General features: G+C 68.5%; 12 protein-coding genes. 8 read left to right on the top strand and 4 right to left on the bottom strand.

Translation table 11 applies throughout. From position 1 onward, the window contains the following. Positions 1-7 precede the first annotated feature (7 nt). The 3 genes from lptE to VG556_RS17910 form a co-directional block, all read right to left on the bottom strand. A complete protein-coding gene (gene lptE / locus VG556_RS17920; RefSeq protein ID WP_032961942.1) occupies positions 8-583 on the bottom strand; it encodes an LPS assembly lipoprotein LptE in 576 nt (191 codons plus the stop codon). A gap of 137 nt (positions 584-720) precedes the next feature. Beyond that, positions 721-3,363 carry a leucine--tRNA ligase gene (gene leuS / locus VG556_RS17915; protein WP_046431889.1) on the bottom strand — a complete coding sequence of 881 codons (2,643 nt, stop codon included), beginning with the start codon at positions 3,361-3,363 and terminating at the stop codon, positions 721-723. 105 nt (positions 3,364-3,468) lie between these two features. Continuing rightward, positions 3,469-4,068: a DUF998 domain-containing protein gene (locus tag VG556_RS17910; protein ID WP_075076259.1), complete on the bottom strand. Its 600-nt coding sequence runs from the start codon at positions 4,066-4,068 to the stop codon at positions 3,469-3,471. Between the two features lie 323 nt (positions 4,069-4,391). On the opposite strand from VG556_RS17910, the gene trxA reads away from it, so the two are divergent. From trxA to VG556_RS17885, 5 genes are all read left to right on the top strand, one after another. Next, entirely contained in the window at positions 4,392-5,249 is an 858-nt protein-coding gene (gene trxA / locus VG556_RS17905) for a thioredoxin (RefSeq protein WP_014038035.1), read from the top strand. Between the two features lie 107 nt (positions 5,250-5,356). Further along, positions 5,357-7,057 (top strand): FecR family protein, encoded by a 1,701-nt coding sequence (locus VG556_RS17900; protein WP_100450433.1) that lies wholly within the window; start codon positions 5,357-5,359, stop codon positions 7,055-7,057. Beyond that, positions 7,054-8,679 carry a CHASE2 domain-containing protein gene (locus VG556_RS17895; protein WP_049406215.1) on the top strand — a complete coding sequence of 542 codons (1,626 nt, stop codon included), beginning with the start codon at positions 7,054-7,056 and terminating at the stop codon, positions 8,677-8,679. The genes VG556_RS17900 and VG556_RS17895 overlap by 4 nt, the downstream gene beginning before the upstream one ends. Before the next feature lie 67 nt (positions 8,680-8,746). Then, the gene (locus tag VG556_RS17890; RefSeq protein ID WP_014647953.1) at positions 8,747-9,199 is read left to right on the top strand and encodes a DUF4442 domain-containing protein; all 453 of its coding nucleotides are present in this window, start codon (positions 8,747-8,749) and stop codon (positions 9,197-9,199) included. A 47-nt stretch (positions 9,200-9,246) separates the two neighbouring features. Then, the gene (locus VG556_RS17885; RefSeq protein ID WP_100450434.1) at positions 9,247-9,963 is read left to right on the top strand and encodes a hypothetical protein; all 717 of its coding nucleotides are present in this window, start codon (positions 9,247-9,249) and stop codon (positions 9,961-9,963) included. Between the two features lie 8 nt (positions 9,964-9,971). Here the strand turns inward: VG556_RS17885 and VG556_RS17880 are convergent, their stop codons facing one another. After that, positions 9,972-11,288, bottom strand: a complete 1,317-nt coding sequence (locus VG556_RS17880; RefSeq protein WP_100450435.1) for a hypothetical protein — start codon at positions 11,286-11,288, stop codon at positions 9,972-9,974. A gap of 76 nt (positions 11,289-11,364) precedes the next feature. Between VG556_RS17880 and VG556_RS17875 the strand changes: the two genes are divergently transcribed. The 3 genes from VG556_RS17875 to VG556_RS17865 all read left to right on the top strand — a co-directional run bounded on the left by VG556_RS17875 (position 11,365) and on the right by VG556_RS17865 (position 14,877). Then, a complete protein-coding gene (locus VG556_RS17875; RefSeq protein WP_049404662.1) occupies positions 11,365-12,060 on the top strand; it encodes a DUF502 domain-containing protein in 696 nt (231 codons plus the stop codon). Further along, positions 12,057-12,842 carry a queuosine precursor transporter gene (locus tag VG556_RS17870; RefSeq protein ID WP_014038042.1) on the top strand — a complete coding sequence of 262 codons (786 nt, stop codon included), beginning with the start codon at positions 12,057-12,059 and terminating at the stop codon, positions 12,840-12,842. The genes VG556_RS17875 and VG556_RS17870 overlap by 4 nt, the downstream gene beginning before the upstream one ends. Before the next feature lie 94 nt (positions 12,843-12,936). After that, positions 12,937-14,877 carry a DUF885 domain-containing protein gene (locus tag VG556_RS17865; RefSeq protein ID WP_100450436.1) on the top strand — a complete coding sequence of 647 codons (1,941 nt, stop codon included), beginning with the start codon at positions 12,937-12,939 and terminating at the stop codon, positions 14,875-14,877. Positions 14,878-14,886 lie beyond the last annotated feature (9 nt).

Genomic DNA, 14,886 nt, shown 5'->3' with positions numbered 1-14,886 from the left:
CTGCCGCTCAGTGCTTGACGTCGGCGGCCGGCACCGCACCCTCGATCGGCTTGGCCTTCGGCGCGGACAGGCTGCCGCCCTTCTCGATCTCGGCGCGGACCACGCTGTCGATACGGCGGATGATCGAGGCGGACATTTCCCGGCGCAGCTCCGTGGCCAGGATTTCGCGTTCGGTGGTGGTACCGGTGGCGTCGGTCGGCGGCGACACATAGTCGCGCGACAGTTCGATCACCTGCTGCGGCACCAGTTCGCTGCCATCCTCGCGACGGAAGATGAAGATCACCGCGTAGCGCAGGCTGTATTCCTGTGCGCGGCCCTGCGAGTCGATGGCGATCGGCAGGTCACCCCAGCGCTCGGACAGCACCTGCAGCTGGGCGTTGGGTCCCTTGCTGTCCTCATCGGCCAGCTTGGCACCGGAGGCCAGCAGGCTGCGGTTGAGCAGCTTGACCAGTTCACTGTACGGGGCGGTGGAGACCACCTTCACCGGGGCAGTGTCGGTCGGCAGCATCAGCTTGTTGCGCAGATGGAAACCGCAGCCGGCGAGGCCGAGGACAAGAACGAGGGCAAGCAGGATTCGGGTCATGGAGACAGTCTGGCGGAGCCGGGCGATCACGGCAACACACAGCGTGCCCGAAGCCGCGTGAATGCAGGGCCATCAGGCGCCCGGCCCTGCTCATGGAATGGCACCGGCCACCGCGCGGGTGACCGGTGCCGGGGACATCAGGCAGCGACGATGTTCACGATCTTGCCCGGGACGATGATGATCTTGCGCACCGTCAGGCCTTCCATGAACCTGGCCGCGTTGGGCTCGGCCAGGGCCAGCGCCTCGACCTGCTCGCGCGCGGCATCGGCCGCCACCTCGATGGTGCCACGCAGCTTGCCGTTGACCTGCACCGCCAGGGTCAGCGCATCGCGCACCAGCGCGCTGCTGTCGGCCTGCGGGAACGGCTGGTCTTCCAGCAGCGTCTCGCCATGACCCAGCACCTGCCACAGGGCGTGGCTGGCATGCGGGGTGATCGGGTTGAGCAGCAGCACGATCGCCTGCAGCGCTTCCTGGCGCACCGCGCGGCCCTGCTCGCTGCCATCCTCGAACTTGGCCAGCGCGTTCATCAGCTCCATCACCGCAGCGATCGCGGTATTGAAGCTGTGGCGGCGGCCATAGTCGTCACCGACCTTGCCGATGGTTTCATGGGTCTTGCGGCGCAGCGCCTTCTGGTTGGCATCCAGCGCCGCGGCATCCAGCGCCGGGGCGGCACCGTCGGCAGCGTGCTTCTGCACCTGGGCCCAGAGGCGGCGCAGGAAGCGGGCCATGCCGTCCACGCCGGCTTCGTTCCACTCCAGCGACTGTTCCGGCGGTGCGGCGAACATCGAGAACAGGCGCACGGTATCGGCGCCGTACTTGCCGACCATCGCCTGCGGGTCCACGCCGTTGTTCTTCGACTTGGACATCTTCTCGGTACCACCGACCACCACCGGCTGGCCGTCGGCGATCAGGGTGGCGCCGGTGATGCGGCCGCGCTCGTCGCGCTGCACTTCCACGTCGGCCGGGTTGATCCAGTCCTTCGAGCCGTCCGGGTTCGGGCGGTAATAGGTTTCGGCGATCACCATGCCCTGGCACAGCAGGTTGCGCGCCGGTTCGTTGCTGTCCACCATCCGCGCGTCGCGCAGCAGCTTGTGGTAGAAGCGGAAATACATCAGGTGCAGGATCGCGTGCTCGATGCCACCGATGTACTGGTCCACCGGCAGCCAGTAGTTGCCGCGCTTGTCGACCGCATCACGGGCACCCGGCGAGGTGTAGCGGGCGTAGTACCAGCTCGACTCCATGAAGGTGTCGAAGGTGTCGGTCTCGCGCTCGGCCGCGCCGCCGCAATCCGGGCAGGTGGTCTTGCGCCATTCCGGGTCGGTCTTGATCGGCGAGCCGGTACCGGCGAAGGCCACGTCTTCCGGCAGCACCACCGGCAGCTGCTCTTCCGGCACAGGCACCGCGCCGCACTTGGCGCAGTAGATCACCGGAATCGGGCAGCCCCAGTAGCGCTGGCGGCTCACGCCCCAGTCGCGCAGGCGGTAGTTGACGCGGCGCTGGCCCTGGGCCTTGCGCTCGAAACGTTCGGCCAGGGCTTCAAAGGCGCCCTGGAAATCCAGGCCGTCGAACTCGGCCGAGTTCACCAGCTCGAAGGCACGGCTCTTGTCGCTGTACCAGTCCTGCCAGCGGCTACCGTCCCAGTTGCGCTCCTCTTCGGTGCGCGCATCCTTCAGCGCGATCACCTGCTTGATCGGCAGGCCGTACTTGTTGGCCACTTCGTTGTCGCGCTGGTCATGGCCCGGAACGGCCATCACCGCGCCGGTGCCGTAGCCCATCAGCACGAAGTTGGCGACCCACACCGGCACCGGCTCGCCGGTGACCGGATGCAGCGCGCGCAGGCCGGTGTCCATGCCGCGCTTTTCCTGGGTTTCCAGTTCAGCCTCGGACACGCCACCCTGCTTCAGGTCGGCCAGCATCGCCGCCAGCTCCGGGTTGTTCTTCGCCGCATGCAGCGCCAGCGGGTGCTCGGCGGCGATCGACACGAAGGTCACGCCCATCACCGTGTCCGGGCGGGTGGTGAACACGCGCAGCGGGTCCAGCGCGCTGCCATCGACATCGCGCACATCGAACTGGATCTCCAGGCCCTCGGAACGGCCGATCCAGTTGCGCTGCATGGTCTTGACCGATTCCGGCCAGCCGTCCAGCTCGTCCAGGCCGTCCAGCAGTTCCTGGGCGTAGTCGGTGATGCGCAGGAACCATTGCGGGATCTCGCGCTTCTCCACCAGCGCACCGGAGCGCCAGCCGCGGCCGTCGATGACCTGCTCGTTGGCCAGCACGGTCTGGTCGACCGGGTCCCAGTTCACCACCGCGTTGCGGCGGTAGGCCAGGCCCTTGCGCATCAGGCGGGTGAACATGCGCTGCTCGTGGACGTAATAGTCCGGACGGCAGGTGGCGAACTCGCGCGACCAGTCGATGGCATAGCCCAGCGACTTCAGCTGGCTGCGCATGTGGTCGATGTTCTTGTAGGTCCACGCCGCCGGCGCGGTCTTGTTCTTGATCGCAGCGTTTTCCGCCGGCAGGCCGAACGCGTCCCAGCCCATCGGCTGCAGCACGTTGTGGCCGGTCATGCGCTTGTAGCGGCTGATCACGTCGCCGATCGTGTAATTGCGCACGTGGCCCATGTGCAGCGCACCGGACGGGTACGGAAGCATCGACAGGCAGTAGTACTTCGGCTTGTCCGAAGTCTCGTCGACCTCGAAGGCACGGGTGGCGTCCCAGTACTGCTGGGCGGCGGATTCAACCTGCTGCGGGTCGTAGGCGTTGGTTTCAGCGCTGGTCATGGAACACGCGGATGCGGCGGCAAAGCGGTACAGCGTACCGCAGTGCGGCAAATGGCTCCAATCCTGCCTGCCGGACGCCGGCGCCGCGGCGCTCGGGGAGGCGTCTCAGCGCGGGCGCGACAGCGGCAGGGCCGCCGCCAGCCAGACCAGCCAGCAGGCGAACGCGAGCCGTTGTGCCATCGGCGCCGGCAGTGTGCCCTGCAGGGCGAACGCCGCCAGCGCGGCCAGCACGCCGCAGCCCAGGGCCACTGCGCCCAAGGCCCGGCCATGCGCCTGGCGCAGATGGGACACGCCCAGCAGCACGGTGCCCGCGACGAAACCCAGCACCCAGATCATCCAGGCGCTGGCATGCAGCTGGCTGGCGGGCCCATGCAGGTCATCCACGTCCAGTGGCAGCAACCCCATCGCGGCAAAGGCCAGACCGGCCAGCAGCAGCATCTGGCTGCCGACCCGTGGCGCCCAGCCAGCAGTGGCCGGCAGACTGCGGCGCAGGCGTTCAGCCACCGCCACCGCCAGCACGCCGGGCAGCACGAAACCCAGCAGATTGAAGGCCAGCGCATGCGGTACACCGCGCGCACCCAGCAGCGCCACCGGGTGGCGAGCCTGGGCATAGCCGTCCAGGCCGGCACCGAAGCCGGCCACGGCCAGGACGAATACGACTGCCGCAAGCAGCCCCAACCAACGATCAAGCCGGACCACGGACATTGCGCGCAATCACCTGGAAAGGAATGGACCACGGCATTGTCGCGGTAGCGGCGCGATGCGCCAAGCGCGGCGCATTCCAGAGCACTTCAATATCCGCCTGCTGCGCCTACCGTGATGCTCGAGGCATGGCAGTTCCGCCCTGTCGCAAGCGCGCCTCCCCATCGAAGCCTATCGCCTCCGGCTAGTGGGTGATCCACACGCTGCACTGCGCCCCTGCCGGCCCGCCAGCACCACTCGAGGGCGTACTCCGTGATGGCAGGGTTGAGACCGACATCGATCGTCACCATAGAATCGGTCTCCAGATGCCAAGCGATGCCTCCCCCATGACCGAGACGACCTACGTATTCGACGCCACCACTGCGACCTTCGAGGCCGAAGTCCTGCAGAAGTCGCTGCAGACGCCGGTGCTGGTCGACTTCTGGGCCACCTGGTGCGGGCCGTGCAAGACCCTTGGCCCGATGCTGGAAAAGCTGGCTGCCGAGTACAACGGCGCTTTCGAGCTGGCCAAGGTCGATGTCGACAAGGAACAGCAGATCGCGGCGGCCTTCCAGATCCGCTCGGTGCCCACCGTGTTCCTGGTCAAGGGCGGCCAGCTGGTGGACGGCTTCCCCGGCGCCATTCCGGAAGGCCAGCTGCGTGAATTCCTGGCCCAGCACGGCATCGTGCCGGCCGATGTCGGCGATGCCGCCCCTGAAGATGACGCCCCGCTGGACCCGCAGGCGCAGGTCGACGTACTGCGCGCGCAGATCGCCGCCGAGCCGGACAAGGATGAGCTGAAGCTCGACCTGGCCCTGGCCCTGCTGCAGATCGGCGGCGTGGACGAGGCCGGTACGCTGATCGACGGCCTGCCGGCCAATCTGGCCACCGACGACCGCGCCGTGCGCGCCCGTGCCCGCCTGGCCTTCGCCGCTGCGCTGAAGGATGCCCCGGCGGCCGAGGTGCTGGAGGCCCGCATCGCCGCTGATGGCAAGGATCTCAAGGCCCGCCACCTGCGCGGCGTGCAGCTGCTGCTGGGCGGGCATGACGAGGCCGCCCTGGCGCAGTTCCTGGAAATGCTGCGGATCGACCGTGGATTCGAGGAGGGCCTGCCACGCAAAGCCTTGATCGACGCCTTCAATGTGATCTCCGACGAGGACCTGGTGGGCCAGTACCGCCGCAGGATGGCGTCGCTGCTGTTCTGAACGGAAGCCCGCTCCGTTCAGAATCCCTGCACTGAACGCGGGCAATAATGCGCGCGCTGGCGGCCTTGCGGTCGCCACGATCCGTTCGGGGGGATGAGGTCGGGGCCATGGGGTCTTGCAGCTGCACCCCCGCATTGCCGGGATTGCAAACTGTGACCGTCGTCCGCTCTCTGTCGTTCGCCATGCGTTTAACGGGCGCCCTGCTCTGCGCCCTCCTCCTGCCGCCTGCCATCGCCGGCGCCCAGGACTGGAACTACCGGGTCCGGCCCGGCGACACCCTGTGGGACCTGGGCGGGCTGTACCTGAAACCCTCGGTACGCTGGCAGCAGCTGCAGCAGCACAACCGCATCGACAACCCCTACCAGTTGCCGCCGGGCCAGCTGCTGCGCTTCCCGATCAGCTGGCTGCGCACCGAACCGGCGCCGGCCCGGGTGCTGTCGGTGCGCGGCAAGGTCGAGCTGTCCGGTGCCGATGGCACGGCGACCCGTGCGCTCCAGGCCGGCGAGCAGCTGCATATCGGTGACACCGTGGAAACCGAGGGCGATTCCAGCATCACGCTGGAATTTGCCGATGCCTCGCGCCTGCAGCTGCGCGAATACTCGCGCCTGCGCCTGGACCAGCTCAGCCGCTATGGCCACACCGGCATGGTCGACACCCGCCTGCGCCTGCAGCAGGGGCGCGCCAGCAACCGGGTGACGCCGGCGCGCGGCCCGGCCTCGCGCTACATCATCGATGCACCCACCGCGACCAGCAGCGTGCGCGGCACGGTGTTCCGGGTCAGCGCCGGGGATACCGGGCACGTCGGCGCCACCGAGGTCCTGCAGGGCAAGGTGCAGGTCGGCAACCCCCATGGCCAGCGCTTGGTGCGCCCGGGGCAGTCCACCCGCAGCAGCAGCGCCGATGCGGCCCCCGCCGCGGTCTCGGCCCTGCTGCCGGCGCCGGCGCTGCGCAATGACGCGCTGCGCCTGGCGCCGCTGCCGACCCTGCTTGCCTGGGAACCGGTCACTGGCGCCGATCACTACCGGGTGGAAGTGGTGCAGGCGGCAACGCCGGAGATCCTGCTGTTCGCCACCACCACCGCCGACACCCGGTTGGCGATCGGCGACCTGCCGCCCGGCCAGCTGCGCCTGCTGTTGCGCGCGGTCGACGCACAGGGCGTCGAAGGCCTGGATGCGAGCGCCGATTTCGAGCTCAGTGACCAGCCACCGCCGCCGCTGACCATATCGCCGCTGCATGGGCAGACGATCAACAGCGACCGCCCGCGCTTCCGCTGGAGCCAGGCCCCCGGTGCACGCAGCAGCGTGCTGCAGATCGCCGCCGAACCCAGCTTCCGGCAGCCATTGCAGGAGCAGGCTACCCATGCGACCGACCTGCGCCTGGCGCAACCGTTGCCGCCCGGACAGTACTACTGGCGCGTGGCCTCGCGCGATGCCGAAGGCCACCAGGGCCGCTATGGCCAGGCGCTGCCGCTGCAGCTGAGCAACGAGCCGGTGGACCCGGCACTGCAACCGCCCGAGGCCGCGCACGGCGAGCTCACCCTGCGCTGGCAGGCCGGCAGCGAAGGCCAGCGCTACCGGGTGCAGGTGGATCGCCGCGGTGACTTCAAGGCCCCACTGATCGATGAAACGGTGGCCCAGCCGCAGGTGAGCTTCAAGCGCCCGTGGAGCGGCACGCTGCACGTGCGCGTGCAGTACATCGACGATGACGGCCACGCCGGCGAGTTCTCTCCTGCCCAGCAGATCCCGTTGCCATGCCGCCTGTGCTACGGCGCCGGTGGCGGTGCACTGCTGCTCTGGTTGTTGTTGTGAGGCGCTCGCCGCTGCCATGGTCGAAGCGGATCCTGCTGGCCCTGCTGGCCGGCGTGCTGACCATCGTGGCCAGCCAGGGCCAATGGCTGTGGCGCCAGGACGAGGCAGCCTATGACGCACTGATCGGCAACTGGGACTACCGCCCCGACCCCAGCGTGCTGATCGTGGCCATCGACGAAGGCAGCCTGCAGCGTATCGGCCAGTGGCCCTGGCCGCGCTCGGTGCATGCCCGCCTGCTGGACCGCCTGACCGATGCCGGCGCCGAACGCGTTGCGCTGGACCTGATGCTGTCCGAACCCGACCGTCGCGACAGCCGCCAGGATGATGAGCTGGCGGCCGCGATCCGACGCAACGGCCGGGTGGTGCTGCCGGTGCTGGCGGCACCGGCGGCCGGCGACCGCATGGCCGAGGAAATGCTGCCGATCCCGCAGATCGCCGCCAGTGCCGCCGCGATCGGCCACACCGATGTCGAGGTGGATGGGGACGGCGTCGCCCGCGGCGTCTATCTGCACGCCGGTATCGGACGGCCGCACTGGCCGGCACTGGGCCTGGCACTGGCCGACCTGCCGGCGGGTGCGGTACGCGGCCTGCCCGACCCCGACCCGGCGCTGGGCTCGCCCTATCAATGGCGTCGCGATGATTACGTGCGCGTGCGCTACGCCGGCCCGCCCGAGCGGCTGCCGCAGGTGTCCTATGCGGACGTGCTCGATGGGCACGTGGATGGAGCGATGCTGCATGGCCGCCGCATCGTGGTCGGCATGACGGCCAGCGGCATCGCGCCTCGCCTGCTGACCCCGACCACCCGCGAGTTCTGGATGAGCGGCAGCGAGTACCAGGCCAACATCACCTCGATGCTGCTGCAGCACAAGCAGATCGACGTGCTGCCGCACGCCTGGCAGCACGCCATCAGTGGCGTGCTGGTGGCGCTGTGCGTGATCCTGCTCGGCCTGCGCCTGCCGTGGCTGGTCGCGCTGTGTTCGCTGCCGATGCCGCCGCTGCTGAGCTGGCTGCTGCTGCGCACCGGTGACCTGTGGTGGGCACCGGCCAGCGCGATGCTGGGCGTGGTGCTGGCACTGCTGGTCTGGGCGGTGTGGCGGATCTCGGCCTGGCACCGCCTGGCCAACCGCGATGCCCTCACCGGCCTGGGCAACCGCCTTCGCTTCGAGCAGTCACTGCAGCAGGAATGCGACGCCGCGCGGCGCAGTGGCAAGCCATTGAGCCTGGCGCTGATCGACGTCGACCACTTCAAGCGCCACAACGACCGCCATGGCCACCAGGTCGGTGACCGCGTGCTGCGTGATGTCGCCCGCCTGATCGGCGCGCATGCCCGTCGCCCGCGCGACATGGCGGCGCGCTACGGTGGCGACGAATTCGCACTGGTGCTGCCGGATACGCCGGCCGAGGGCGCGCGCCGGGTGATCGAGGACCTGATTGCCTGCGTGCGTGCACTGCCGGCGCCGGGCGATGGCAGCGATGACGGCGTCACGCTCACCATCGGGGTATTCACCCGCGTGCCCGACGGTGACCTGCAACCGCACCATTTCGTGGAAGGCGCCGACACCGCCCTTTACCAGGCCAAGGCCAACGGCCGCGACGGGTTCATGATCGACGGCGGGACGTGACTCCCGGGGTGCAACATACGCATGCGAATGGTTAGACTGGGCACCTCGCCTCGCGCCCCGGACCCGCATGAACGCCCGCCTGTTCCGCTTCGGCATCAACCTCTGGCCGCCGTTCCTGTTCACCGGCATCCACGTCACCCGGATCACGCCCGATTACCGGCAGATCGACGTGGCATTGCGACTGCGGCCGTGGAACCGCAATTACGTGGGCACGCATTTCGGCGGCAGCCTGTTCGCGATGACCGATCCATTCTGGATGCTGGGCCTGCTGCACATCCTCGGCCGTGACTATTACGTGTGGGACCGGGCCGGTGCGATCGATTTCCTCAAGCCTGGCCGGGGCACGGTGCGCACTTCGTTCCGCATCGATGATGCACTGCTGGCCGAACTGCGTGCCGAAGCGGCCGGCGGCGAAAAGGTGCTGCGCTGGTTCAGCAACGATGTCGTCGACGAAAGCGGCGAAGTGGTCGCCCAGGTACGCAAGCAGGTGTACCTGCGGTTGAAGCCGCACGCACGCTGATCCAGCACGCGCGCGCTATCCTCGGCCTCCCTGCCATGGAGGCTCCGATGCGCCCGTATGCGCTTGCCACACTGCTGACCCTGCTGTCCTTCACCGCCCACGCCCTCGACCTGCCACCGGTGCAATATCCGACGCTGCCGGCCCAGGCGGCCAATGCCGCCGGTTTCGTCCCGCAGGGCTGGGCACTTGAATCGAGTGTCGAAGGCGATCTCGACCAGGATGGCCGCGCGGACCTGGTGCTGGTGCTGCGTCAGCAGGCGCCACGCAACGTCATCGAGCACGATGGCTTGGGTCCCTCGCCGTACGACAGCAACCCGCGCATTCTCGCCGTGGCGTGGTCGCGCCCGTCCGGCTATGTGCTGGCGGTGCAGGACCACCAGCTGATACCACGCCCGGACAATCCGGTGATGAGCGACCCGCTCGAAGACGGCGGCGTCAGCATCCAGCGGGGCACCCTGAAGGTCGCACTGTTTTCATTCGCCAGCGCGGGCAGCTGGTCAATGGGCACGACCGCCTTTACCTTCCGTTGGCAGGACGATGCCTTTGCGCTGATCGGCTACGACCAGAATTCGGTGATGCGCAATTCCGGGCAGACCGAGTCGGTGAGCGTGAACTTCTCCACTGGCAGGGTAAAGCGGAGCGAAGGCAGCATCGAGGACGACAAGGACAGCGTGCACTGGGAGCCCCTGCACAGCCGCCGCCGCTGGACGCTGCAGACCATCGGTGATGGCTGGGCATTCGATCCGCTGGCGGGCAGCGACTGAGACGCTGCTCAATCGCGCGCAGCAGCGGCCGGGGCGTTCTCCATCACCAGCGGCACCGACAGCCATGGGCTCTCGTCGGTGCTGCGCGACGGTGAACGCCGCGGCACCTGCAGACGGCGGCCATCGGCCGACAGCTGCGGTGCCCGCACCGGCGAGCGGAACTGCGCAGGCAGGCGCTGCAGCGCATCCACCGGATCCTGCGCCTGCTGCCTCAGCCAGCGCTGCGCGCCGATCAGCCGCACCATCGCGGCGGCATCCTGGGTCCGTGACGAATAGGCCGGATAGACCGGGCGGGCAATATCGGTCAGCACGCACCCCAGGATGTTCGACAGGCAGCCAAAGTCATGCTGCGGCGGTGCCGGCACCGGCAGCGGGCGATCCGCTTCCAGCGCCGCCATCGCCGCCGCGCCGCAGGCCCAGCCCAGATTGCCCGCCGCGCGCGCCAGGGTACTGCTGCGATCCAGGACCAGCACCCCGCCGAATTCCTGCGCCGAGGTTTCGATCGCAGCCCGGCTCATCGCGTACTCACCCTGCATCGCACGGCACAGGCTCTGTTCGGCGGCCAGCATCGGCTGCATTGCCTGATCGCATTCCGCTGGCAACGGATGGTCGGCCGGCAGTTCGACCAGCATGTCGGCCAGCAGCTGGGCATTGGCCTGCACCAGGCTGGCACCGATGATGCTCTCCACCAGGTAACTGCCGCCCGTCACCAGCCGCCGGCCCAGCTGAAGCCCCCTGCAACTGCCACGCAGCGCACCGTCGATATCGCCCTGCACATAGGCCAGCGCGCGTGCGCTGGTGGCATCGATCATCAGGCCATAGGTCGGCATCGGCACCAGGATGCCGTCGCCCTTGGGCCGGAATGGCGACACGAAGTGGTCCGCATCGGCCAGCTGGTCCAGGCGCGCATGCAGCTGCTGGTGGCCAGCGTGGGCATCGACGAAGCGCTGCGGGTCGGCGCGCACCTGGCCCAGGCAGTCACTGGCGGTCGGCCCGCAGCTGGCCGCCGGTCGTGATCGCAGCGCGTCATGGTCCTCCGCCAGCTGCGGTCCGGCGCCGCCATTGCCGCGCGGATCGGCCTCCCAACGCTGCACGTCGCGGGCCAGGGCCTGTTCGCGCTGGCGCGCGTCCAGATCGTCGAACGCGAGCGTCCACAGCAGCGCAAAACCGTTGTGGCCGTGGACAGGCAGGCGGGCCTGCAGGCGCTGCTGGGCCTGTCGCCGCGATTCCGGCACCGGCCACATGCGCGAGGCGCACCACACCACGATGGCCAGCACCAGAAGGCCTGCCAGGGTCCAACCCAGTCCGTGCAGAATCTTCAACACAGCTTCCCTTCCATGTGCCGTTGCCGCAGTCGATTGCCCAGCGTAATCGACCGGCCGTGACCGCTACAATGCGCACATGTCGCTCGAAGCCCCCGCCCTGGTCCCCCGCCCCTCCCTGCAGCGCCTGTTCCTGACCGGCCTGCTGACCCTGCTGCCGATCTGGCTGACCTGGGTCGTGGTCAAGTTCGTGTTCGTGCTGCTGTCGGGCATTTCCAGCCCGTTGGTGGTGCCACTTTCCGAGCAGATCGCGACAAGCTTTCCGCACTACCTCGGCTGGGTCCGGGCCGAGTGGATCCAGAACACCATCGCCCTGCTGGCCACCCTGCTGGTGATCCTGGCGGTGGGCGTGGCCAGCCGCCGCGTGCTGGGCCAGCGCCTGCTGCGCTGGGTCGGCGCGGTCATCAAGCGCATTCCGCTGGCCAGCATCATCTACGACAGCGCCAAGAAGCTGCTGGACATGCTGCAGACCGAACCGGGCAGCACCCAGCGCGTGGTGCTGATCGACTTCCCGCACCGCGACATGAAGTCGGTCGGGCTGGTCACCCGCGTGATCAAGGAACACGGCACCGACCGTGAACTGGCCGCGGTGTACGTGCCAACCACGCCGAACCCGACTTCGGGTTACCTGGAAATCGTGCCGGTGGAACTGCTGACCCCGACCGACTGGACCGTCGACCAGGCCATGAGCTTCATCATTTCCGGCGGCGCCGTCGCGCCGTCCAGCGTTCCGTTCACGCGCGCCGGCGATCGCCCCGGCGATCGCAGCGAATGACCGCGGCGCCGATCGAGCGCCCGTTGCAGGACCGCGCGGTCCTGCTGTTCATCGTGCTGGCTGCGTTCTTCTGCGGCAATGCGGTGCTGGCCGAACTGATCGGAGTGAAGATCTTCGCGCTGGAAGACACCCTCGGCATCGATCCGCTGAACTGGAACCTGTTCGGCCAGACCGGTTCGCTCAGCTTCACCGCCGGCACCCTGCTATGGCCGGTGGTGTTCATCATGACCGACACCATCAACGAGTTCTTCGGCAAGCGCGGCGTGCGCTTCATCTCGTGGCTGGCCGTGGTCCTGATCGCCTATGGCTTCCTGTTCGCCTTCGCGGCGATCTCGCTGGCGCCGGCCAGCTGGTGGGTCACCTCCATGGACGGGCACGGCGTGCCGGACTACCAGGCCGCATTCGCAGCGGTGTTCGGCCAGGGCATGTGGACCATCGCCGGTTCACTGGTGGCCTTCCTGCTCGGCCAGCTGATCGACGTGGCGGTGTTCCATCGCATCCGCCAGGCCACCGGCGAGCGCCACGTGTGGCTGCGTGCGACCGGGTCCACCGCGATCTCGCAGGTGGTGGACAGCTTCGTGGTGATCTGGATCGCCTTCGTGCTCGGCCCGCAGCACTGGCCGACCTCGCTGTTCCTGGCCGTCAGCAGCGTCAACTACATCTACAAGATGGGCTTTGCAATTGCCCTGATTCCGCTGCTGTACCTGATGCGGCGTGCGATCACCCGCTATCTGGGCGCAGACAGGGCCGCTGCGCTGCGCGCGGCGGCGGCGGCTGACTGAAGCCCCAGCGGCGGCAAGCTGACTGCGCCTTCACGCTGGCCGTACGCGGCCGGATCGTGCAAGCTCCACGGTCTGTGTTCCACGGAAGCTCCTGATGCCGCATCCCACCCGCGCCCTGGCCGCCGCCATCGCCGCGTTGTTCCTGTTCAGTGCCGTGCCGTCGGCCGAAGCAGCGAAAAAGAAGGCCAGCCGCCCTGCCGCCGCGCAGACCCGCCAGGCTGCCAAGCCCAAGGCCAGGCCCGCCCGCGCCACCGCACCGGCGCGTGGCAGCTCGGCACGCCGCGCCGCGCCGCGTCCGGTCGCGCCGGCCCGTGCCGTACCCAAGCAGGTACAGCTGGAGCGCCTGTACGACGAGTACTGGGATGCCTCGATGCGGTTGAACCCGCTGCAGGCCACCTTCCAGGGCGAATCCCGCTACAACGACCAGCTGCCCAACATCCTGTCCGCCGCCTGGCGCCAGCAGTCGCACGACTTCACCACGCAATGGCTGGGCAAGGTCGAGAAGCTCGGCAGTGATGGCCTGCAGGGCCAGGACCTGCTCAGCTACGAGATCTTCGTGCGCGACGCACGCGCCTCGCTGGCCGCCGAGCGCTACCCGAGCTGGATGATGCCGATCAGCCAGTACTACAACATCGGCAGCATCATGGCGATCCTCGGTGCCGGTGCCGGCGCGCAGCCATTCAACACCGTGCAGGACTACGACACCTGGTCGCGCCGTTCGCTGGGCATTCCCGAACTGTTCGACCAGGCCATCGACAACATGCGCCAAGGCATGAAGGCCGGCGTGGTACAGCCGCGCGACCTGATGGAAAAAGTGCTGCCGCAACTGGATGCGGTGATCAAGCCGACCGCCGAAGAGAGCATCTTCTGGTCGCCGATCCGCACCATGCCCAACACCATCCCGGCCGAGGACAAGGCGCGCATCAGCGCCGAGTACAAGCGCATGATCGAACTGCGCATCATGCCGGCCTATCGCGCCCTGCGCGGCTTCATCGCCACCGAATACCTGCCGGCCACGCGCGCCAGCAGCGGCCTGGGCGCACTGCCCGATGGCCAGGCCTGGTACGCCAGCCTGATCGTGCAGACCACCGCCAGCGACCAGACCGCCGCGCAGCTGCACGCGCTGGGCGAACAACGCGTGCAGGAACTGCAGGCGCAGATCGCCACGGTGATGAAGGATGCCAGGCTGCGCGGCACCCCCACCAAGCTGCTGCGCAGCATGCGCAACGACCGCCAGTTCCAGTACGGCGATGCCAATGCGCTGATCAACCGTTACCGCCAGGTGCAGCAGCAGGTCAACGCACGCCTGCCGCAGGTGCTGGATACCTTGCCGAAGGCGCCGCTGGACGTACGCGCGGTGGAACCGGAGCGTGCGCTCACCGCCGCTGCCGCTGCCTACCAGCCGGCACTGCCCGGGCAATCCGCGGTGCTGTACGTGAACACCCGCGACCTGCCCGGCCGCAAGCGCTGGAACGTGCCGGTGCAGTACCTGCATGAAGCGATCCCCGGCCACCACGTGCAGCTGGGCCTGCAACAGGAGCTGGCCAAGCTGCCGCGCTTCCGCCGCCTCGGTGGCGATCTCGCCTTCGTCGAAGGCTGGGGCCTGTACGCCGAAACGCTGGGCGAGGACCTGGGCATCTACACCGATCCCTACGACCGCATCGGCTACCTGTACTCGCGCCTGCTGCGCGCCGCCCGCGTGGTGGCCGATACCGGCGTGAATGCCCAGGGCTGGAGCAAGCAGCAGGCTGTCACCTACCTGCAGAAGACCGTGGACATGAGCAGCGACGATGCCAACGCCGAAGTCGAGCGGGTCATGGCCCAGCCTGGCCAGGCACTGTCGAACGTGGCCGGCCTGACCACCATTGTCGCCCTGCGCGACAAGGCCAGGGCGCGCCAGGGCGCCGCCTTCGACCTGCGCCGCTTCCACGCCGAACTGCTGAAGGACGGCTCGATGCCGCTGGACGTGCTGGACCGCAAGATGGAACGCTGGATGGCCCAGCCGGCCAGCGCCACGCCCGCCCCGTCACCCTGAGCCTTCCGG

It is taken from the genome of Stenotrophomonas sp. CASM106 (assembly GCF_049384825.1).
Lineage (GTDB): Bacteria > Pseudomonadota > Gammaproteobacteria > Xanthomonadales > Xanthomonadaceae > Stenotrophomonas > Stenotrophomonas muris.
Note: the sequence above shows the minus strand (reverse complement) of the source record. Positions and strands in the feature narration are given on the sequence as shown.